This window comes from Pseudomonas sp. YNh, from assembly GCF_037993085.1.
Classification (GTDB): Bacteria; Pseudomonadota; Gammaproteobacteria; order Pseudomonadales; family Pseudomonadaceae; genus Aquipseudomonas; species Aquipseudomonas putida.
Window position 1 is genome coordinate 1 of record NZ_JBBMRJ010000053.1, and the last position, 17,387, is coordinate 17,387.

15 protein-coding genes are annotated in these 17,387 nt (G+C 63.7%); 12 read left to right on the forward strand and 3 right to left on the reverse strand.

From position 1 onward, the window contains the following. Window positions 1–98 precede the first annotated feature (98 nt). Window positions 99–2,102 (reverse strand): choline transporter BetT, encoded by a 2,004-nt coding sequence (gene betT, locus WF331_RS28350; RefSeq protein ID WP_016497540.1) that lies wholly within the window; start codon window positions 2,100–2,102, stop codon window positions 99–101. 290 nt (window positions 2,103–2,392) lie between these two features. Continuing rightward, window positions 2,393–3,325, reverse strand: a complete 933-nt coding sequence (gene epsC, locus WF331_RS28355; protein ID WP_016497539.1) for a serine O-acetyltransferase EpsC — start codon at window positions 3,323–3,325, stop codon at window positions 2,393–2,395. 390 nt (window positions 3,326–3,715) lie between these two features. On the opposite strand from epsC, the gene tcyJ reads away from it, so the two are divergent. The 9 genes from tcyJ (at window position 3,716) to WF331_RS28400 (ending at window position 12,756) form a co-directional block, all read left to right on the forward strand. Then, a complete protein-coding gene (gene tcyJ / locus WF331_RS28360) occupies window positions 3,716–4,510 on the forward strand; it encodes a cystine ABC transporter substrate-binding protein (protein WP_016497538.1) in 795 nt (264 codons plus the stop codon). Further along, window positions 4,507–5,175: a cystine ABC transporter permease gene (gene tcyL / locus WF331_RS28365; protein WP_016497537.1), complete on the forward strand. Its 669-nt coding sequence runs from the start codon at window positions 4,507–4,509 to the stop codon at window positions 5,173–5,175. Before tcyJ ends, tcyL begins: the two co-directional genes overlap by 4 nt. A gap of 2 nt (window positions 5,176–5,177) precedes the next feature. Beyond that, a complete protein-coding gene (tcyN, locus tag WF331_RS28370) occupies window positions 5,178–5,936 on the forward strand; it encodes an L-cystine ABC transporter ATP-binding protein TcyN (RefSeq protein ID WP_016497536.1) in 759 nt (252 codons plus the stop codon). Between the two features lie 326 nt (window positions 5,937–6,262). Beyond that, window positions 6,263–7,504 carry an SfnB family sulfur acquisition oxidoreductase gene (locus WF331_RS28375; RefSeq protein WP_016497535.1) on the forward strand — a complete coding sequence of 414 codons (1,242 nt, stop codon included), beginning with the start codon at window positions 6,263–6,265 and terminating at the stop codon, window positions 7,502–7,504. Window positions 7,505–7,645: 141 nt separating this feature from the next. Further along, window positions 7,646–8,827, forward strand: a complete 1,182-nt coding sequence (locus WF331_RS28380; protein WP_016497534.1) for an SfnB family sulfur acquisition oxidoreductase — start codon at window positions 7,646–7,648, stop codon at window positions 8,825–8,827. Next, window positions 8,827–10,218, forward strand: a complete 1,392-nt coding sequence (locus WF331_RS28385) for an LLM class flavin-dependent oxidoreductase (RefSeq protein WP_340623532.1) — start codon at window positions 8,827–8,829, stop codon at window positions 10,216–10,218. The genes WF331_RS28380 and WF331_RS28385 overlap by 1 nt, the downstream gene beginning before the upstream one ends. Then, window positions 10,211–11,011 (forward strand): MetQ/NlpA family ABC transporter substrate-binding protein, encoded by an 801-nt coding sequence (locus WF331_RS28390; protein WP_049274603.1) that lies wholly within the window; start codon window positions 10,211–10,213, stop codon window positions 11,009–11,011. The genes WF331_RS28385 and WF331_RS28390 overlap by 8 nt, the downstream gene beginning before the upstream one ends. A gap of 1 nt (window position 11,012) precedes the next feature. Beyond that, a complete protein-coding gene (locus WF331_RS28395; RefSeq protein WP_016497531.1) occupies window positions 11,013–12,122 on the forward strand; it encodes a methionine ABC transporter ATP-binding protein in 1,110 nt (369 codons plus the stop codon). Further along, a complete protein-coding gene (locus tag WF331_RS28400) occupies window positions 12,112–12,756 on the forward strand; it encodes a methionine ABC transporter permease (RefSeq protein WP_008096606.1) in 645 nt (214 codons plus the stop codon). The genes WF331_RS28395 and WF331_RS28400 overlap by 11 nt, the downstream gene beginning before the upstream one ends. A 27-nt stretch (window positions 12,757–12,783) precedes the next feature. Here the strand turns inward: WF331_RS28400 and dibA are convergent, their stop codons facing one another. Further along, entirely contained in the window at window positions 12,784–14,679 is a 1,896-nt protein-coding gene (gene dibA / locus WF331_RS28405) for a phosphodiesterase DibA (protein WP_049274605.1), read from the reverse strand. Here dibA and WF331_RS28410 point away from each other — a divergent pair. The 3 genes from WF331_RS28410 to WF331_RS28420 all read left to right on the forward strand — a co-directional run bounded on the left by WF331_RS28410 (window position 14,678) and on the right by WF331_RS28420 (window position 17,232). Further along, window positions 14,678–14,881, forward strand: a complete 204-nt coding sequence (locus tag WF331_RS28410) for a hypothetical protein (protein ID WP_016497529.1) — start codon at window positions 14,678–14,680, stop codon at window positions 14,879–14,881. The genes dibA and WF331_RS28410 overlap by 2 nt on opposite strands. A 38-nt stretch (window positions 14,882–14,919) precedes the next feature. Continuing rightward, window positions 14,920–16,104 carry a delta-9 fatty acid desaturase DesA gene (gene desA, locus WF331_RS28415; RefSeq protein ID WP_016497528.1) on the forward strand — a complete coding sequence of 395 codons (1,185 nt, stop codon included), beginning with the start codon at window positions 14,920–14,922 and terminating at the stop codon, window positions 16,102–16,104. Between the two features lie 99 nt (window positions 16,105–16,203). Further along, entirely contained in the window at window positions 16,204–17,232 is a 1,029-nt protein-coding gene (locus tag WF331_RS28420; RefSeq protein ID WP_016497527.1) for a GGDEF domain-containing protein, read from the forward strand. Window positions 17,233–17,387 lie beyond the last annotated feature (155 nt).

A 17,387-nucleotide genomic window follows, 5' to 3' on the forward strand; every position in this document is an offset into this window, starting at 1 on the left:
TGTGAACAGTCAGAATCGGGCATTTAGTCCCACCACCCCTTCAAGTCTAACCATACAAGCGGGCAAGCCCGCGAAGAGGCCAGGACAGGAGAGCTTGGTCAGCGGACCAGATGCAGGTACTGCATGTGCCGCTCGTACTGGTCGAGGATGTCGTTGATGATCTGCTCCTTGCTGTAGCCCACCAGGTCATAGTTCTGGCTGCCTTCGCTCAGGTGCACCTCCGCCCGGTAATAGCGGCGGTTCTTCAACTCCTGCGTACCCAGCCCACCCAGGGCGAACGATGGCGTGAAGTAGCCACGCATCTGCACCTGGTAAATGAACGGCTGTTCCTCGCCATGGCCAATCTTCAGGCTGACGTTGTCGTGGCTCGGGTCGTCCTGGGTAATTATTACCAGGCCCTTCTGCTCGAACACTTCACGCACGTCGGCAATCGCCGGACGCACCACATCGTCCATGAAGCGGTACACCTCATCACGCGACGGGAAGTGCACCGCCTGGCTCAGGCGCTGGCGCCAACCGCCACGGCCGCGACGTGACTGGGCGAACGGGGCCAGCGAGTGCATCTGCGCGATCTGCCGTTGCGACTCCAGGTAAAACGCCTTGTGCAGCCCCCACATCATGCACAGCAGAATCAGCGAGAACGGCAACGAGGTCAGCACCACCGCCGACTTCAGCGAATCGATGCTGCCCGCGAACAGCAGTGCACTGGTGATCAGCGCCGTCATCGCGCCCCAGAAGATGCGCAGCCAGTTCGGCCCGTCCTCGTCCGCGTCGCCACCCTTGGCCGACAGAGTCGACAGCACCACAGTGCCCGAATCGGCCGAGGTCACGAAGAACACGAAGCTGATGAACACCGTGGTGGCAATCACCGCCTTGCTCCATGGGTAGGTCTCCAGCAGCAGGTACAGGCTCATCGACGGGTTATCCAGTGCCGACTGGCCCAGCGCGGTCATGCCGTGGTTGATCACCTGGTCCAGGGCGCTGTTGCCGAAAATCGACATCCACGCCAGGGTGAAGCCCAGGGGGATCAGCAGCACGCCAAAGACGAATTCGCGGATGGTGCGGCCACGGGAGATACGGGCGATGAACAGGCCCACGAACGGCGCCCAGGCAATCCACCAGGCCCAGTAGAACACTGTCCAGCCGCCCAGCCAGTCGCGGTTATCACCGTAGGCATACACATCAAAACTCTTGCGTGGCAGAGCGCCCAGGTAATCACCCAGGTTCTGGATCAGCGTGTTGAACAAGTGTTGGGTAGGCCCGGCAAACAGCACGAACAACAACAACGCGCAGGCCAGGAACAGGTTGATGTCGCTCATCACCCGCACGCCCTTCTCCACCCCGGCAACGGCCACGGCCACTGCCGCGCCCATCATCAGGGTGATGAGGATCACCTGTACCCACTGGCTGTGGCTGATACCGAACAGGTAGTCCAGGCCGGCGTTCAGGTGCAGTACGCCAAAGCCCATGTCGGCACCCAGGCCGAACACCGTGGCAATGATACCGAAGCCATCCACTGCGTAGCCGATAGGGCCGTTGATGCGCTTGCCGATAAGAGGGTACAGCGCCGAACGCAACGCCAGCGGCAGGTTGTGGCGGTAGGCGAAGTAGGCCAGCGCCATACCGACAAAGGCGAATACGCCCCAGCCATGCAGGCCCCAGTGCAGGAACAGGATCTGCATCGCCTGGCGCCCGGCCTCGGCCGTGCCCGCTTCGCCCTGGGGCGGCTGCAGCATGTGCGTAAGCGGTTCGGAAACGCAGAAGAAGAACAGGGTAATGCTGATACCGGCGGCGAACAGCATGCCGGCCCACGAGAGGTAACTGAACTCGGGTTCGTCGTGGTCGGCACCGAGCTTGATCTTGCCGTAGCCGGACAAGGCGGTGACCACCACGAAGACCAGATACAGCGTCATGGCCAACATGTAGTACCAGCCGACCGTGTTGGCCGCCCAGTTCTGCGCCGCCAGCAGCCAGTCGCCTGCGGCTTGCGGGTTGGAGATGACTACCAGGCCAAAGATGAGGATGAAACTTGCCGCAAAGTAGAACACCGGGGGGTTCATGCGGATTTTGCCGTTGGCGGCGGAAGGGTTCGGTGCACTCATCGGGCGTGCACCTCGTCGAATGACGTGAGGTTCGGAATGAACGGGTTCAGCAAAGGAATCCTCCTGTTGAACACCGGCAGCGGACCAGCGTTTTTACATTGAACAAGCGTTCAAGTTAAACATGGATCGGATTTCAATGCGAATTGGGGCGCTGATTGGCGTCCTCCTGCACTGGCCTCTTCGCGGGCGTGCCCGCTCCCACAGGTACTCCACAAGACCGATTCTTTGTGGGGTACTTGTGGAGCGGGCAAGCCCGCGAAGAGGCCAGTGCAGCCAATATCAATGCCAGATCAGTTCTTGTCCTGGCAATCCAGCTGCAGGTTGGCCTGGGTGATGTTGCTTTCAGCAGGCACACTGCGGGTCAGCCACACGTTACCGCCAATGGTCGAACCCTTGCCGATGGTAATACGCCCCAGCACCGTGGCCCCGGCGTAGATCACCACATCGTCCTCGACAATCGGATGGCGCGGCAGGCCTTTGTGCAGGGTGCCGGACTCATCGCTGGGGAAGCGTTTGGCGCCCAGGGTCACCGCCTGGTAGATGCGCACGCGCTCACCGATGATCGCGGTTTCGCCGATGACCACGCCGGTGCCGTGGTCGATGAAGAAGCTCGGGCCGATCTGCGCGCCGGGGTGGATGTCGATACCGGTGGCCGAATGCGCCAGCTCCGAGCTGATCCGCGCCAGCAGTGGCAGGCCGGCCTTGTACAGGTGATGCGCCAGGCGGTGATGGATGATCGCCAGGATGCCCGGGTAGCACAGCAGCACTTCATCGACGCTGCGCGCGGCGGGGTCGCCGTGATAGGCGGCCAGCACGTCGGTGTCGAGCAGCACCCGCAGTTCCGGCAGCGCAGCAGCAAAGCCCTGGATCAGCTTCAACGCATGGCCATCGACGCTGGCCAGTTCAGCCTTGCTTTGCCGGGCGGCGTAGCGCAACTCCAGGCGCGCCTGGGTCAGCAAGGCGGTCAGCGCGGCATCCAGGGTATGGCCAACGTAGAAGTCTTCGCTCTCTTCGCGCAGGTCCACAGGCCCAAGGCGCATGGGGAACAACGCGCCGCACAGTTGCTCCAGGATCTGCCGCATTGCTTCGCGCGACGGCAACTCGCGCCCGCCCTGCTCGCCAATGCTGCGGCCATTGCGGGTGCGCCATTGCTCACGGGCGCCGCGCAGGCCGCTAACGATGTTGTGCAACTGCCAGTGCGCGGATGAAGGTTGTTCGCTCACGGTTTTCTCCTGCCGTATAGGCCATCTGGTTTTTCGCCAGGCCCGGCCCTTTCGCGGGCACGCCCGCTCCCACAGGTACAGCACCGCTATTGAGCCCTGTGCTGTACCTGTGGGAGCGGGCGTGCCCGCGAAAGGGCCGGGCCTGCCTACATGCGATCCACTCTACGGCAAATCCGCCCCTTGGAAAAAACAACGCTTTATTCCATCCTGCGCTAAGTCAGGCATAAGCCGCGATGACGTAGCGAGCATCCTCGCCTACCCTCAAAGCAGCCAGCACCTGACACAAATCAAAAAGGGAATAACAAAATAATTTTTTATTATTTCCTGGCCTAAGCAGCCAACCCTATAGTCGCCACCTCACTACTTACACAACAAGCGCGGGGCTCTGACATGTCGAAATTCGCCAAACCGCTACTCAACGCCAGCCTGGCCATCCTGCTGGGTGCCGGTCTGCTCGGCCAGGCGTTCGCCGGCGAGCAGTTGAAGACCATCCAGGAAAAAGGCGTGATCAACGTCGGCCTCGAAGGCACCTACCCACCGTTCAGCTTCCAGGACGAGAACGGCAAGCTGGCCGGCTTCGAGGTGGAGCTTTCGGAACTGCTGGCCAAGGAGCTGGGGGTCAAGGCCAAGATCCAGCCGACCAAGTGGGACGGCATCCTCGCCGCGCTGGAATCCAAGCGCCTGGACGTGGTGGTCAATCAGGTGACTATCTCCGAGGAGCGCAAGAAGAAATACGATTTCTCCGAGCCCTACACCGTTTCCGGTATCCAGGCACTGATCCTGAAGAAGAAAGCCGAGCAGTTGAACATCAAGTCGGCGCAAGACCTGGCCGGCAAGAAAGTCGGCGTGGGCCTGGGCACCAACTACGAGCAGTGGGTCAAGCAAGACGTCCCGAAAGCCGAAGTGCGCACCTATGAAGACGACCCGAGCAAGTTCGCCGACCTGCGCAACGGCCGTATCGACGCCATCCTGATCGACCGCCTGGCCGCGCTGGAATACGCGCAAAAAGCCAAAGACACCGAACTGGCCGGCGATGCCTTCTCGCGCCTGGAAAGCGGCGTGGCCCTGCGCAAGGGCGAGCCTGAACTGCTGGCAGCCATAAACAAGGCCATCGACAAGCTCAAGGCTGACGGCACGCTGGCCAAGCTGTCCGAGAAATACTTCGGTGCCGATGTCACCAAATGATTGCTGAAAGCCTGCAACTCGTTGTCGACTCCGCGCCCTTCCTGCTGAAGGGCGCGGGTTATACAGTGCTGCTCAGTGTCGGCGGCATGTTCTTCGGCCTGCTGCTGGGCTTTGCCCTGGCGCTGATGCGGCTGTCGAAGATCTTGCCACTGAACTGGCTGGCGCGGATCTACGTGTCGTTCTTCCGCGGCACGCCGCTGCTGGTGCAGCTGTTCGTGATCTATTTCGGCATGCCGCAGATCGGCATCGAACTCGACCCCATCCCGGCTTCGCTGATCGGCCTGTCGCTGAACATGGCGGCCTACATCTGCGAAATCCTGCGCGCTGCAATTTCCTCGATCGACCGTGGTCAGTGGGAAGCCGCCGCCAGTATCGGCATGACCCGCGTCCAGGCCATGCGCCGGGCGATCCTGCCGCAGGCCTTGCGTACCGCCCTGCCCCCGCTGGGCAACAGCTTCATTTCGCTGGTCAAGGACACTGCCCTGGCGGCGACCATCCAGGTGCCCGAGCTGTTCCGCCAGGCGCAGCTGATTACCGCACGCACCTTCGAAGTGTTCACCATGTACGTGGCGGTCGCGGTCATCTACTGGGTGCTGTGCAGCATCCTCGCGCACTTCCAGAACCGCATGGAAGCGCGGGTCAACCAGCATGACCAGGAGCAATGAGCATGATTGAAGTCAAAGGCCTGACCAAGCGCTTCAAGGGCCAGACCGTGCTCAACGGCATCGACCTGACCGTGCAGCCCGGCGAAGTGGTGGCCATCATCGGCCCAAGCGGCTCGGGCAAGACCACCTTCCTGCGCTGCCTGAACCTGCTGGAAACCCCCGACGCCGGGCAGATCAAGATCGGCGCCATCAGCATTGATGCCAACCGCCCGCTGGGTGGCCAGCAGAGTGCGATACGCCGCTTGCGCCAGCAGGCCGGGTTCGTGTTCCAGAACTTCAACCTGTTCCCGCACCGCACCGCCCTGGAGAACGTGATCGAAGGGCCGGTGATCGTCAAGAAGACGCCCCGCGAGCAAGCCATCGAGCTGGGGCGGCGCCTGATGGCCAAGGTCGGCCTGGCGGGCAAGGAAGACGCCTACCCACGGCGCCTGTCCGGGGGCCAGCAGCAACGCGTGGCCATCGCCCGCGCCCTGGCCATGGAGCCGGAGGTGATCCTGTTCGATGAACCCACCTCGGCACTGGACCCGGAGCTGGTGGGTGAAGTGCTGGCGACCATCCGCGGCCTGGCCGAAGAGAAACGCACCATGATCATCGTCACCCACGAGATGAGCTTTGCCCGCGACGTGGCGAACCGGGTGATTTTCTTCGACAAGGGCGTGATCGTGGAACAGGGCGAGGCCAAGGCACTGTTTGCGGCGCCGAAGGAAGAGCGTACCCGCCAGTTCCTGCGCAAGTTCCTCGGCACCGCTGCCTCCGAGTAAACCTGTTACGGCCTCTTCGCGGGCACGCCCGCTCCCACAGGTGTCGCACCGGTTTCAATACCTGTGCAGTGCCTGTGGGAGCGGGCGTGCCCGCGAAAGGGCCGGCACATCTGTAACAAATCCCTCCTTCTATACATATTCCAAATAGTTAGTTCATAAACTTTTTATAAAGCATTAGGGTATATAAACCGGACCACCGGACCAGCACACTTTTGTCGCGACCAGCTGTAGCGACACAACTTTTTTGTGAGGTCAGGAATGGTCAGGATCACAATCACCCCAGTGCGTATCGCCAGGGCATTGAGTGCAGCCAAGGAGCGGTACTGATGTCCAGCCAGCCAAATACCCAATTCCATAGCGATCTCGACAGCTCGCCCCTGCTGCTGCCGGCCAAGGTACTGCGCAACGACGCCGAAGCCTTGCAAGCGGCCCGCGAACTGGCCGAGGTTGCCCGCGAGCAAGCCGCCCGCCGCGACCAGCAACGCAAACTGCCGTGGGCGGAGATCGAGCTGTTCACCCGCAGCGGCCTGGGCAGCATCAGCGTACCCAAGGCCCACGGCGGCCCCGACGTGTCGTTCGAAACCGTAGCCGAAGTGTTTCGCCTGATCAGCGCCGCCGACCCGGCCTTGGGGCAGATCCCGCAGAACCAGTTCGGCATGCTGCAACTGATTCGCCTGACGGCCACCGAGGCGCAACAGGCGCTGATCTTCCGCAGCGTGCTCGACGGTTGGCGCATCGGCAATGCCGGCCCCGAACGCGGCACCAAGGACACGCTCACCCTCAAGGCCCGGATCACCCGCGCGGGCGATAGCTATCGCATCAGCGGCGAAAAATTCTATTCCACCGGTGCGCTGTTCGCCCACTGGGTAGCAGTGAAGGCACTGGATGACGAAGGCCGCCAGCGCCTGGCGTTTGTGCGCCGTGGCACTCCGGGGCTGCGCATCGTCGATGACTGGTCCGGATTCGGCCAGCGCACCACCGCCAGCGGCACTGTGCTGCTGGACCAGGTGCCGGTAGACGCGGAGCTGGTGATCGACAACTGGCGCCAGCGCGATATCCCCAACATCCAGGGCGCAGCCTCGCAGCTGATCCAGGCGGCGATCGACGCCGGCATTGCCGAAGCGGCAATCGATGATGCGATCACCTTCGTGCGTGAAAAGTCGCGCCCGTGGATTGAAGCCAACGTGGACCGCGCCAGCGACGACCCTTATGTGATCGCCGACATCGGCAGGCTGAAGCTTGAGCTGCACGCCGCCGAAGCGCTGCTGCGCAGGGCCGCGCGAGTACTCGACGAGGTCAATGCTGCGCCCATCGACGCAGCCAGCGCGGCCCGGGCCTCGATTGCCGTAGCCGAGGCCAAGGTGCTGACCACCGAAATTGCCCTGCAGGCCAGCGAGAAGCTGTTCGAGCTGGCCGGCAGCCGCGCCACCCTTGCCGAGTTCAACCTCGACCGCCACTGGCGCAATGCCCGGGTGCACACCCTGCACGACCCGGTGCGCTGGAAGTACCACGCGGTAGGCGCGTACCACCTTAACGGCACCCTGCCTGCGCGGCATTCCTGGATCTGATTTGCTGCCTTTGGGGCTGCTGCGCAGCCCTTCGCGGGCTTGCCCGCTCCCACAGGATTACCGCCGCCTGAACTGGCATCACTCTACCTGTGGGAGCGGGCAAGCCCGCGAAGAGCCGCGAAGCGGCCCCCGGAGAACTCTATGACAATCGCTATCATCACCAGCGACGCCCAGGCCCTGGCCGTCGCCGAAGACATCGCCCAGCAACTGCGCCGCGACAGCGCCCTGCGGGATCGCGAGCGCCGCCTGCCCCACGCCGAACTCGAGCTATTCACCCGCTCCGGCCTGTGGGCCATCAGCGTGCCCAAGGCCTTTGGCGGCGCCGGCGTGTCCAACGTCACCCTGGCCAAGGTCATCGCCCGTATCGCCCAGGCCGACGGCTCGCTGGGGCAGATCCCGCAAAACCATTTCTACGGCCTGGAAGTGCTGCGGGTAAACGGCAGCCCCGAACAGCAACAGCGCCTGTACGCCGAAGTACTCGCCGGCCGCCGCTTCGGCAATGCCCTGGCCGAGCTGGGCACCAAGACCGCCAATGAGCGCACCACCCGCCTGAGCCGAGACGGCGAGGGCTTTCGCATCAACGGCCGCAAGTTCTATTCCACCGGCGCCATCTACGCCCAGCGCATTCCCACCTCGGTCGTCGACGACCAAGGCGTACAGCAGCTGGCGTTCGTCCCGGCCGACAGCCAGGGCCTGCAGGTGATCGACGACTGGAGCGGCTTCGGCCAACGCACCACCGGCAGCGGTTCGGTGGTGTTCGACAACGTGTATGTCAGCGCCGCCGACGTGGTGCCGTTCCAGAGCGCTTTCGAGCGCCCCACCCCGGTTGGGCCGCTGGCGCAAATCCTCCATGCCGCCATCGACACCGGCATCGCCCGTGCCGCCTATGAAGACGCCCTGCACTTCGTGCGCACACGCAGCCGCCCGTGGGTCGACTCCGGCCTGGACAAGGCCACGGATGACCCGCTGACGCTGAAGAGCTTCGGTCACCTGGCGATCCGCCTGCATGCCGCCGAAGCCCTGCTGGAGCGCGCCGGCGAATACCTCGACCGCGCCCGTGACGACAGCACCGCCGACAACGTGGCCGCCGCCTCCATCGCCGTGGCCGAAGCGCGGGCCATCAGCACCGAGATTTCCCTCGCCGCCGGCACCGCCCTGTTCGAACTGGGCGGCAGCCAGGCAACGCTTGCCGAGCACAACCTCGACCGCCACTGGCGCAACGCCCGCGTGCACACCCTGCACGACCCGGTGCGCTGGAAGTATCACGCGATTGGCAACTACTACCTCAACGATGCCAACCCACCACGCCGGGGGACCATCTGATGGCCAGACAGATTCTGCTCAATGCCTTCAACATGAACTGCATCGGGCACATCAACCACGGCCTGTGGACCCACCCACGGGACACCTCGACCCAGTACAAGTCCCTGGAGTACTGGACCAACCTGGCGCGCCTGCTGGAGCGCGGCCTGTTCGACGGGCTGTTCATCGCCGACATCGTCGGCACCTACGACATCTACGGCCAGTCGCTGGACGTCACCCTCAAGGAGTCGATCCAGCTGCCGGTCAACGACCCACTGCTGCTGGTTTCGGCCATGGCTGCGGTCACCCGCCACCTGGGGTTCGGCCTTACCGCCAACCTCACCTACGAGGCGCCGTACCTGTTCGCCCGGCGCCTTGCCACCCTCGACCATCTGAGCAATGGCCGGGTGGGCTGGAACATCGTCACCGGCTACCTGGACAGCGCAGCCCGGGCCATGGGCCTGGCACAGCAGCCGGAGCATGACCGCCGCTATGACCAGGCCGACGAATACCTGCAAGTGCTTTACAAGCTGCTGGAAGGCAGCTGGGCCGACGACGCCGTGGTCGCAGACCGCGAGCAGCGTGTGTATGCCCAGCCCGACAAGGTGCGCAAGGTCAGCCACCACGGCGAGTTCTACAACGTCGAGGGCTATCACCTGAGCGAACCCTCACCGCAACGCACCCCGGTGCTGTTCCAGGCCGGCAGCTCGCAGCGTGGCCTGGCGTTCGCCGGCAACCATGCCGAATGCGTGTTCATCAGCGGCCAGGACAAGGCCGCTACCCGCGCCCAGGTCGACAAGGTACGCGCTGCCGCCCAGGCCGCCGGGCGCGACCCGCAAGCGGTCAAAGTGTTCATGGGCATCACGGTGATCGTCGCCGCCACCGAGCAAGCGGCCCAGGCCAGGCATGCCGAGTACCTGGGCCATGCAAGCCCCGAGGCCGGCGTCGCGCACTTCGCCGCATCCACCGGCATCGACTTTGCGGCCTACGGGCTGGACGAGCCGATTGGCTTCAGCCAGGGCAATGCCATCCAGTCCGCCACGCGCCAGTTGCAGGACAACGCCTGGACCCGCCGTCGGCTGCTTGAACAGCACGCCCTGGGTGGCCGCTACGTAACCCTGGTCGGCTCACCGGAACAGGTGGCCGAACAGTTGATCGCCTGGATCGACGAAACCGGGCTGGACGGTTTCAACCTGACCCGCACCGTCACCCCGGAAAGCTTCGAGGACTTCATCGACCTGGTCATCCCGCAGTTGCAACAGCGTGGCCGCTACAAGACCGCCTACGCCGAAGGCACCCTGCGCGAGAAGTTGTTCCAGGCCGACCACCCGCACCTGCCCGCCGATCACCCGGGCTCGACCTACCGCTTTACCCCAACCCCTGCCCCGACTGGAGCCCTGCACCATGCTTGAGAAACTGTTCCGGCCCGTCGCGGCCTTTGCCCTCACCCTGGGCCTGACCGCCAGTGCCCTGGCTGCCGAACCGCTGAAGATCGGCACCACCTCGGCCTTTGCCATTCCGCTGGAAGCTGCAGTGGAGGAAGCGCACAAGCAAGGCCTGGAAGTGAAGCTGATCGAATTCAGCGACTGGATTGCGCCCAATGTCAGCCTCAACAGCGGCGACATCGACGTGAACTACTTCCAGCACATCCCGTTCCTGGAAAACGCCAAGGCTGCTGCGGGCTTCAACCTGGTGCCTTACGCCTCGGGCATCATCAACAACGTTGGCCTGTACTCGAAAAATTACAAAAGCTTCGCCGAGCTGCCTGAGGGCGCCAGCGTCGCCATCGCCAACGACCCGATCAACAGCGGCCGTGGCCTGCAACTGCTGGCCAAGGCCGGGCTGATCACCCTGAAGCCAGGCGTTGGCTACAAGGCCACCGAAGACGACATCGTCGCCAACCCGAAAAAGCTGAGAATCCTTCAGGTCGAGGCGGTTCAGCTGGTACGCGCCTACGACGACGCCGACCTGGTGCAGGGCTACCCGGCCTACATCCGCCTGGCCAACACCTTCGATGCCACCTCGGCATTGCTGTTCGACGGCCTGGAAAACAAGGAATACGTGATCCAGTTCGTCATCCGCCCGCAAAGCAAGGACGACCCACGGCTGGCCAGGTTCGTCGATATCTACCAGCACTCGCCGGTGGTGCGCGCAGCATTGGACAAAGCCCACGGCAAGCTCTACCAAGCCGGCTGGGAAGGCTGACATGAGCCAGGCCAGCGCGCTCAGGGCGCCTACACCACAACCATTGCCGCCAACGGTCAAGGAACAGGCCCTGCGCCCGGAAGTCAATGAAGCCCATGTGCGCTTCATCGGCCTGGGCAAGACCTACCCTGGCCAGACGCAACCGGCCTTGCAAGGCATCGACCTGAACATCCGCCATGGCGAGATCTTCGGCATCATCGGCCGCAGCGGTGCCGGCAAGTCTTCCCTGCTGCGCACCATCAACCGCCTGGAGCAACCCAGCCAGGGCCGGGTACTGATCGACCAGGTGGACATCGCGCCCTTCGACGAGGACCACCTGGTCGCGCTGCGCCGGCGCATCGGCATGATCTTCCAGCACTTCAACCTGATGTCGGCCAAGACCGTGTGGCAGAACGTCGAGCTGCCGTTGAAAGTGGCCGGCGTGGCCAAGGCCGAGCGCCAACGCAAGGTGCGCGAGCTCCTGGAGCTGGTCGGCTTGCAGGAGAAACACCACGTGTACCCGGCGCAACTGTCCGGCGGGCAGAAACAGCGCGTGGGCATTGCCCGGGCGCTGGTGCATGACCCCGAGATTCTGCTGTGCGACGAGGCCACCTCGGCGCTGGACCCGGAAACCACCGCTTCGATCCTTGAGTTGCTGCGCGACATCAACCAGCGCCTGGGCCTGACCATCGTGCTGATCACCCACGAAATGGCGGTGATCCGCGATATCTGCCACCGGGTGGTCGTGCTGGAGCGCGGCGAAGTGGTCGAGCAGGGCGAAGTCTGGCGGGTGTTCGGCGCACCACGCCATGAGGTCACCCGCACCCTGCTTGCACCGTTGCAGGCCAGGTTGCCTGCCGCGCTGCAAGCCAGCTTGCGGGCGAGCCCGGTTAGCCGCGACGGCGCTTTGGTACTGAAACTGACCTTGCTCGGCGAACCCGAGCTGTCTGCCCTGTTCAACGACCTGGGCGGCCGCGTGCGCCTTCTGCAGGGCGGCGTGGAAACCATTGGCGAGCATGCCTTGGGGCAACTGATCCTGTCGGTGCAACACTCGCCGCACGATACCCATCAACTGCTGGAACGTGCCCGCCGCTGGGCCGAGGACGTGGAGGTACTGGGCCATGTGGTTTGATCGCCTGCTGGAAGGCTTGCTCGATACCTTGCTGATGGTCGGCGTGTCGTCGCTGATCGCCCTGCTGGTGGGGGTGCCGATGGCGGTGCTGCTGGTCACCAGCGACAAGGGCGGAATCTTCGAGGCACCGCTGCTGAACCGGGTGCTGGGCGCCTTCGTCAACCTGTTCCGTTCGATCCCGTTCCTGATCCTGATGGTCGCGCTGATCCCCTTCACCCGCCTGGTGGTAGGCACCACCTACGGCGTGTGGGCGGCGGTGGTGCCGCTGACCATTGCCGCCACGCCGTTTTTTGCGCGGATTGCCGAGGTCAGCCTGCGCGAAGTCGACCATGGTTTGGTGGAAGCCGCACAGGCCATGGGCTGCCGGCGCTGGCACATCGTCTGGCACGTGCTGTTGCCCGAGGCGCTGCCGGGCATCGTCGGGGGTTTCACCATTACCCTGGTGACCCTGATCAACTCCTCGGCCATGGCCGGGGCAATCGGTGCCGGCGGCTTGGGGGATATCGCCTACCGGTATGGCTACCAGCGCTTTGACAGCCAGATCATGCTGACCGTGATTGCCATGCTGGTGGCGTTGGTGGCGTTGATCCAGCTGGGTGGGGACCGCCTGGCGAAGGGCCTGAACAAGCGATAGACGGGGCCGCAAAGCGGCCCCAGGGTCTCAATCCCAGCGAAGATCTTCAGCCGGCACCGGCCGCCCGAACCAGTACCCCTGCCCCAGCTGACACTGCTCCAGCAGCAGGAAGCTGGCCTGCTCCGCCTGCTCGATGCCCTCGGCATGCACCTGCATGCCCATGCTGCGTGCCAGGGCAATGATTACCCGCACGATCGCGATGTCATCCTCATCCAGAGGCAACCCGGCCACGAAGCCCTGATCGATCTTCAGCTTCTGCACCGGCAAACGCTTGAGCCGCAGCAACGACGAATACCCGGTGCCAAAGTCGTCGATGGCCAGGGTCACCCCCAGCTCGCGTAGACGATGCAGTTGCTCCAGCGCCACTTCCGGGTCTTCCATCACCGCGCTTTCGGTCACTTCCAATTCCAGCAGGGCCGGAGCCAGGCCAGTCTCGTGCAGCACCTCGGCCACCTGCCGGTACAGTTCATGCTGGCCAAACAGGCGGCTGGAAATGTTCACTGCCACAAACGCCAGCTGCCGGCCTTCGGCCTGCCACTGCACCATTTGCCGACAGGCCTGGCGCAGCACCCAGGTGTCAATTTCGGCAATCAGCCCGGTGCGCTCGGCAATCGGGATGAACTCCCCCGGCGGCACCAGGCCCCGCTGGGGGTGCTGCCAGCGTACCAGTGTCTCGACCCCTACCTGTCGGCCTGTCGCCAGGTCATGTACCGGCTGGAAGTAGGCCCGCAGCTCATTCTGCTCCAGTGCCCGGCGCAGCTCACCGGCGGTCTCGACCCGGTGCTGGGCGTGAGCGGTCAGCTCTTCGGTGTACAGCGCATAGCAGGCACGCCCGTTGCTTTTGGCCTTGTACAACGCCGCATCGGCATTACGCAGCAACTGCTCGGCGCTCAAGGCGTCGCTGGGGAACAGGCTGATACCGACGCTGGCACTGATGAACAGGCGATTATCCTCGAACACGAACGGCTCGCGCATGCGTTCGATAATGCACTGCGCCAGCTTGCCCGCCTGGCCGACCTGCTGGCAGTTCTCGGCCAGCACACCGAACTCGTCGCCACCCAGGCGTGCCAGGGTTACGCCATTGCCCAGCACCTCGCCCAGGCGCTCGCCCACCAGCTTCAGCAACTGGTCACCGATGGTGTGGCCCAGGCCGTCGTTGATACTCTGGAAATGGTCCAGGTCCAACAGCAGCAGGGCACAACCGCGCTTGTTGGCCTGGGCGGCCGCCAGGGCCTGCTCGACCCGGTCGGTGAACAGCAGGCGGTTGGGCAGGCCGGTCAGCGGATCGTGGTGCGCCAGGTAGGCCAGCTCCTGTTCCGAATGCTTGATCGCACTGATGTCACTGAACACCGCTACGTAATGGCTCAGCTCACCGTCGTCATCGCGGATGGCGCAGATGGTCTGCCATTGCGGGTAGATTTCGCCGCTTTTGCGCCGGTTCCAGATTTCGCCGCTCCATTCGCCCTGCTCGGCCAGGGTGGCAAAGATCTGCTGGTAGAACGCCTGGCCGTGGCGGCCCGATTTGAACTTGCTCGGGCGATGGCCGATCACCTCGTCCTGCTGGTAGCCGGTGATGCGCATGAAGGCACGGTTTACGTGCACGATCAGGCCTTGGCGGTCGGTAACCAGTACGCCTTCGAGGGTACTGTCGAACACCGCAGCGGCCATTCGCAGCCGCTCGCGGTCCTCGCAGCGCAAGCGCGCACCGACACCGATGAAGTTCAGCAGCCGCACGCGCGACACATAGATCAGCACGGCACTGAACAACACCCACAGCACCACGTTGATCTGCCGTCCCACGGTCAGTGCCAGGGGGTCGTCAGTCATGCCGTGCAGCATCACCTCGGCGAGCGCCAGCCAGAGGATCGAGAGCACCACATACAGCGCAGCCATGCGCAAGGCGTCGCGAACGGAAACAGACATGTCGGGTGGGATTGCCCATCAGAAAAGAATGGCGATTATAAAGGTTCTGCTGCTCTGTGGGAGCGGGCATGCCCGCGAAGACGGCAACTCGGCGCATGGCACCGGCGTTGCCGGTGTTCGCGGGCACGCCCGCTCCCACATGGATGGCCTGAAATATCGCGTCGTCAGCTTTGACTGGTTTTATTTCCCTGCCAAGGGATAATCACCCCCTCCTCCTGCATTCCGAGGGTTTTTACACCTATGTGGTACTACGGCCTGCTCGACTTGTCGGCCTGGCAACTGGTCGGCATCACCTTGTTGATGACCCACGTGACCATCGTCAGCGTCACGGTCTACCTGCATCGCTACTCCGCGCACCGGGCCCTGGAGCTCAATGGCGCGCTCAAGCACTTCTTCCGCTTCTGGCTGTGGCTGACCACGGCGCAGAACACCCGCGAATGGACCGCCATCCACCGCAAGCACCACGCCAAGTGCGAAACCCCCGACGACCCGCACAGCCCGGTGCACAAGGGCCTGGGAACGGTGCTGCGCAAGGGCGCCGAACTCTACCGCGAAGAGGCACGCAACCCCGAAACCCTGCGCATCTACGGCAAGAACTGCCCGGATGACTGGATCGAGCGCAACCTCTACTCGCGCTACAAGCTGGGTGGCATCGCCTTGATGGCCGTGATCGACCTGCTGCTGTTTGGCACCATCGGCATCACCATCTGGGCGGTGCAGATGATGTGGATCCCGTTCTGGGCTGCCGGCGTGGTCAATGGCCTGGGCCACGCGCTCGGCTATCGCAACTTCGAATGCCGCGACGCTGCCACCAACCTGGTGCCGTGGGGCATCGTCATCGGCGGCGAAGAGCTGCACAACAACCACCACACCTACCCCAACTCGGCCAAGCTTTCAGTCAAGCGCTGGGAGTTCGACATGGGCTGGGCCTGGATACGCCTGTTCTGCCTGTTGCGCCTGGCCAAGGTGCAGCGCGTGGCGCCGATTGCCCACCGTGTGGCGGGCAAGGCCAGCCTGGACATGGACACTGCCATGGCCATCCTCAACAACCGCTTCCAGATCATGGCCCAGTACCGCAAGCTGGTGATCGGCCCGCTGGTGAAACAGGAACTGGCCCGCGTCGATGCGTCGGTGCGTCACCACTTCCGCCGTGCCAAACGCCTGCTCTCGCGCGAAACCAGCTTGCTGGAAGACCGCCACCATGTGCGTATCGAGTCAATGCTTGCCCATAGCCAGGCGCTGAAGACCATTTACGAAAAGCGCCTGGCCCTGCAGCAGATCTGGGCGCGCACCAGCGCCAACGGCCACGACATGCTGTCTGCCATGAAGGACTGGATACACGAGGCCGAAACCAGCGGCATCCACGCCCTGCGCGACTTCGCGGCGCAGCTCAAGACCTACTCCCTGCGCCCCACCGGCGCCTGACCGCCGTTGATCGGCACGCCCCATTGCGGTGCGTGCCGTTCGGAACTTAGCCACCTCGACGCCACTCAAATCTGGCACATCGCCCGCGTGGCGGGCCGGATGCTGGCCGCACGCTTTTACGTCGAGACCCGCTTCGTGCACATGGCCAAGAACATTCCAACAATATTGCCCGGCACCTCACCTCCCGAAGCCGCCCAGACTTTACTGGCGCTACTCCACGCCCAAGGCGAGGTTGCCCGCCTGAGTGAGCGCGACCAGCTGTTCAGCTCATTGCTCGACAGCGTCAATGCGGTGCTCTGGGCCTTCGATTGGGAAACCCGCCAGGTGCTGTACGTCAGCCCCGCCTACGAGCGCATCTTCGGCCGCCCGGTGAGCCTGGTGCTGGCCGACTACAACGAATGGCGCGACAGCATCTACCCCGACGACCTGGAGTTCGCCGAGCGCAGCCTGGCCCAGGTGCTGATCAAGGGCGCGGTGGAAGACCGCGAATACCGTATTCTCAATGCCGACGGCCAAGTGCGCTGGCTGAGCGACAAGTGCTACATCAACCAGCAGCGCGAGGACGACCGGGTGATCATCGTCGGCATTGCCGAAGACATCACCGAGAAAAAGCAGCTTGAAAGCGAGTTGCAACGCCTGGCCACCACCGACGTGCTGACCCAGAGCAGCAACCGCCGGCACTTCTTCGAATGCGCCCAGCAGGCCTTCGACACTGCCCGCGAAGACGGTACGCCGCTGGCCTTCCTGTTGCTGGATATCGATGATTTCAAGGTCATCAACGACAGCTATGGCCACCAGGAAGGTGACCAGGTGCTGCAACGCATCGCCGACAGCGGCAAGGCCGTGCTACGCCGTGGCGACCTGTTCGGGCGCATTGGCGGTGAGGAGTTTGCCGCGATATTCCCGGGTTGCGATGCGCAGATGGCGGAACAGGTTGCCGATCGCCTGCAGCGGGAAATCCAGCGCTTAAGCTTCAACCACGGCGAACAGACATACGGGGTGACAGTGAGCCAAGGGCTGACCGGGCTGACCGAGGAAGATGTGGCACTGGACAGCCTGTATGCCCGGGCCGATGCGGCGATGTACCAGGCCAAGCGGCAGGGCAAGAACCAGATCGTCCGCGGCTGACCCCTCCCCCGCAGATAAGGGTATGGCTGGGGCTGCTTTGCAGCCCTTCGCGGGCTTGCCCGCTCCCACAGGTCCGGCTGGAATACGCTGCGCCTGTGGGAGATTCTATGGTTTTCAGCAAGGCGCTTTCCCACCCTTGGTGACATATTCGTCCT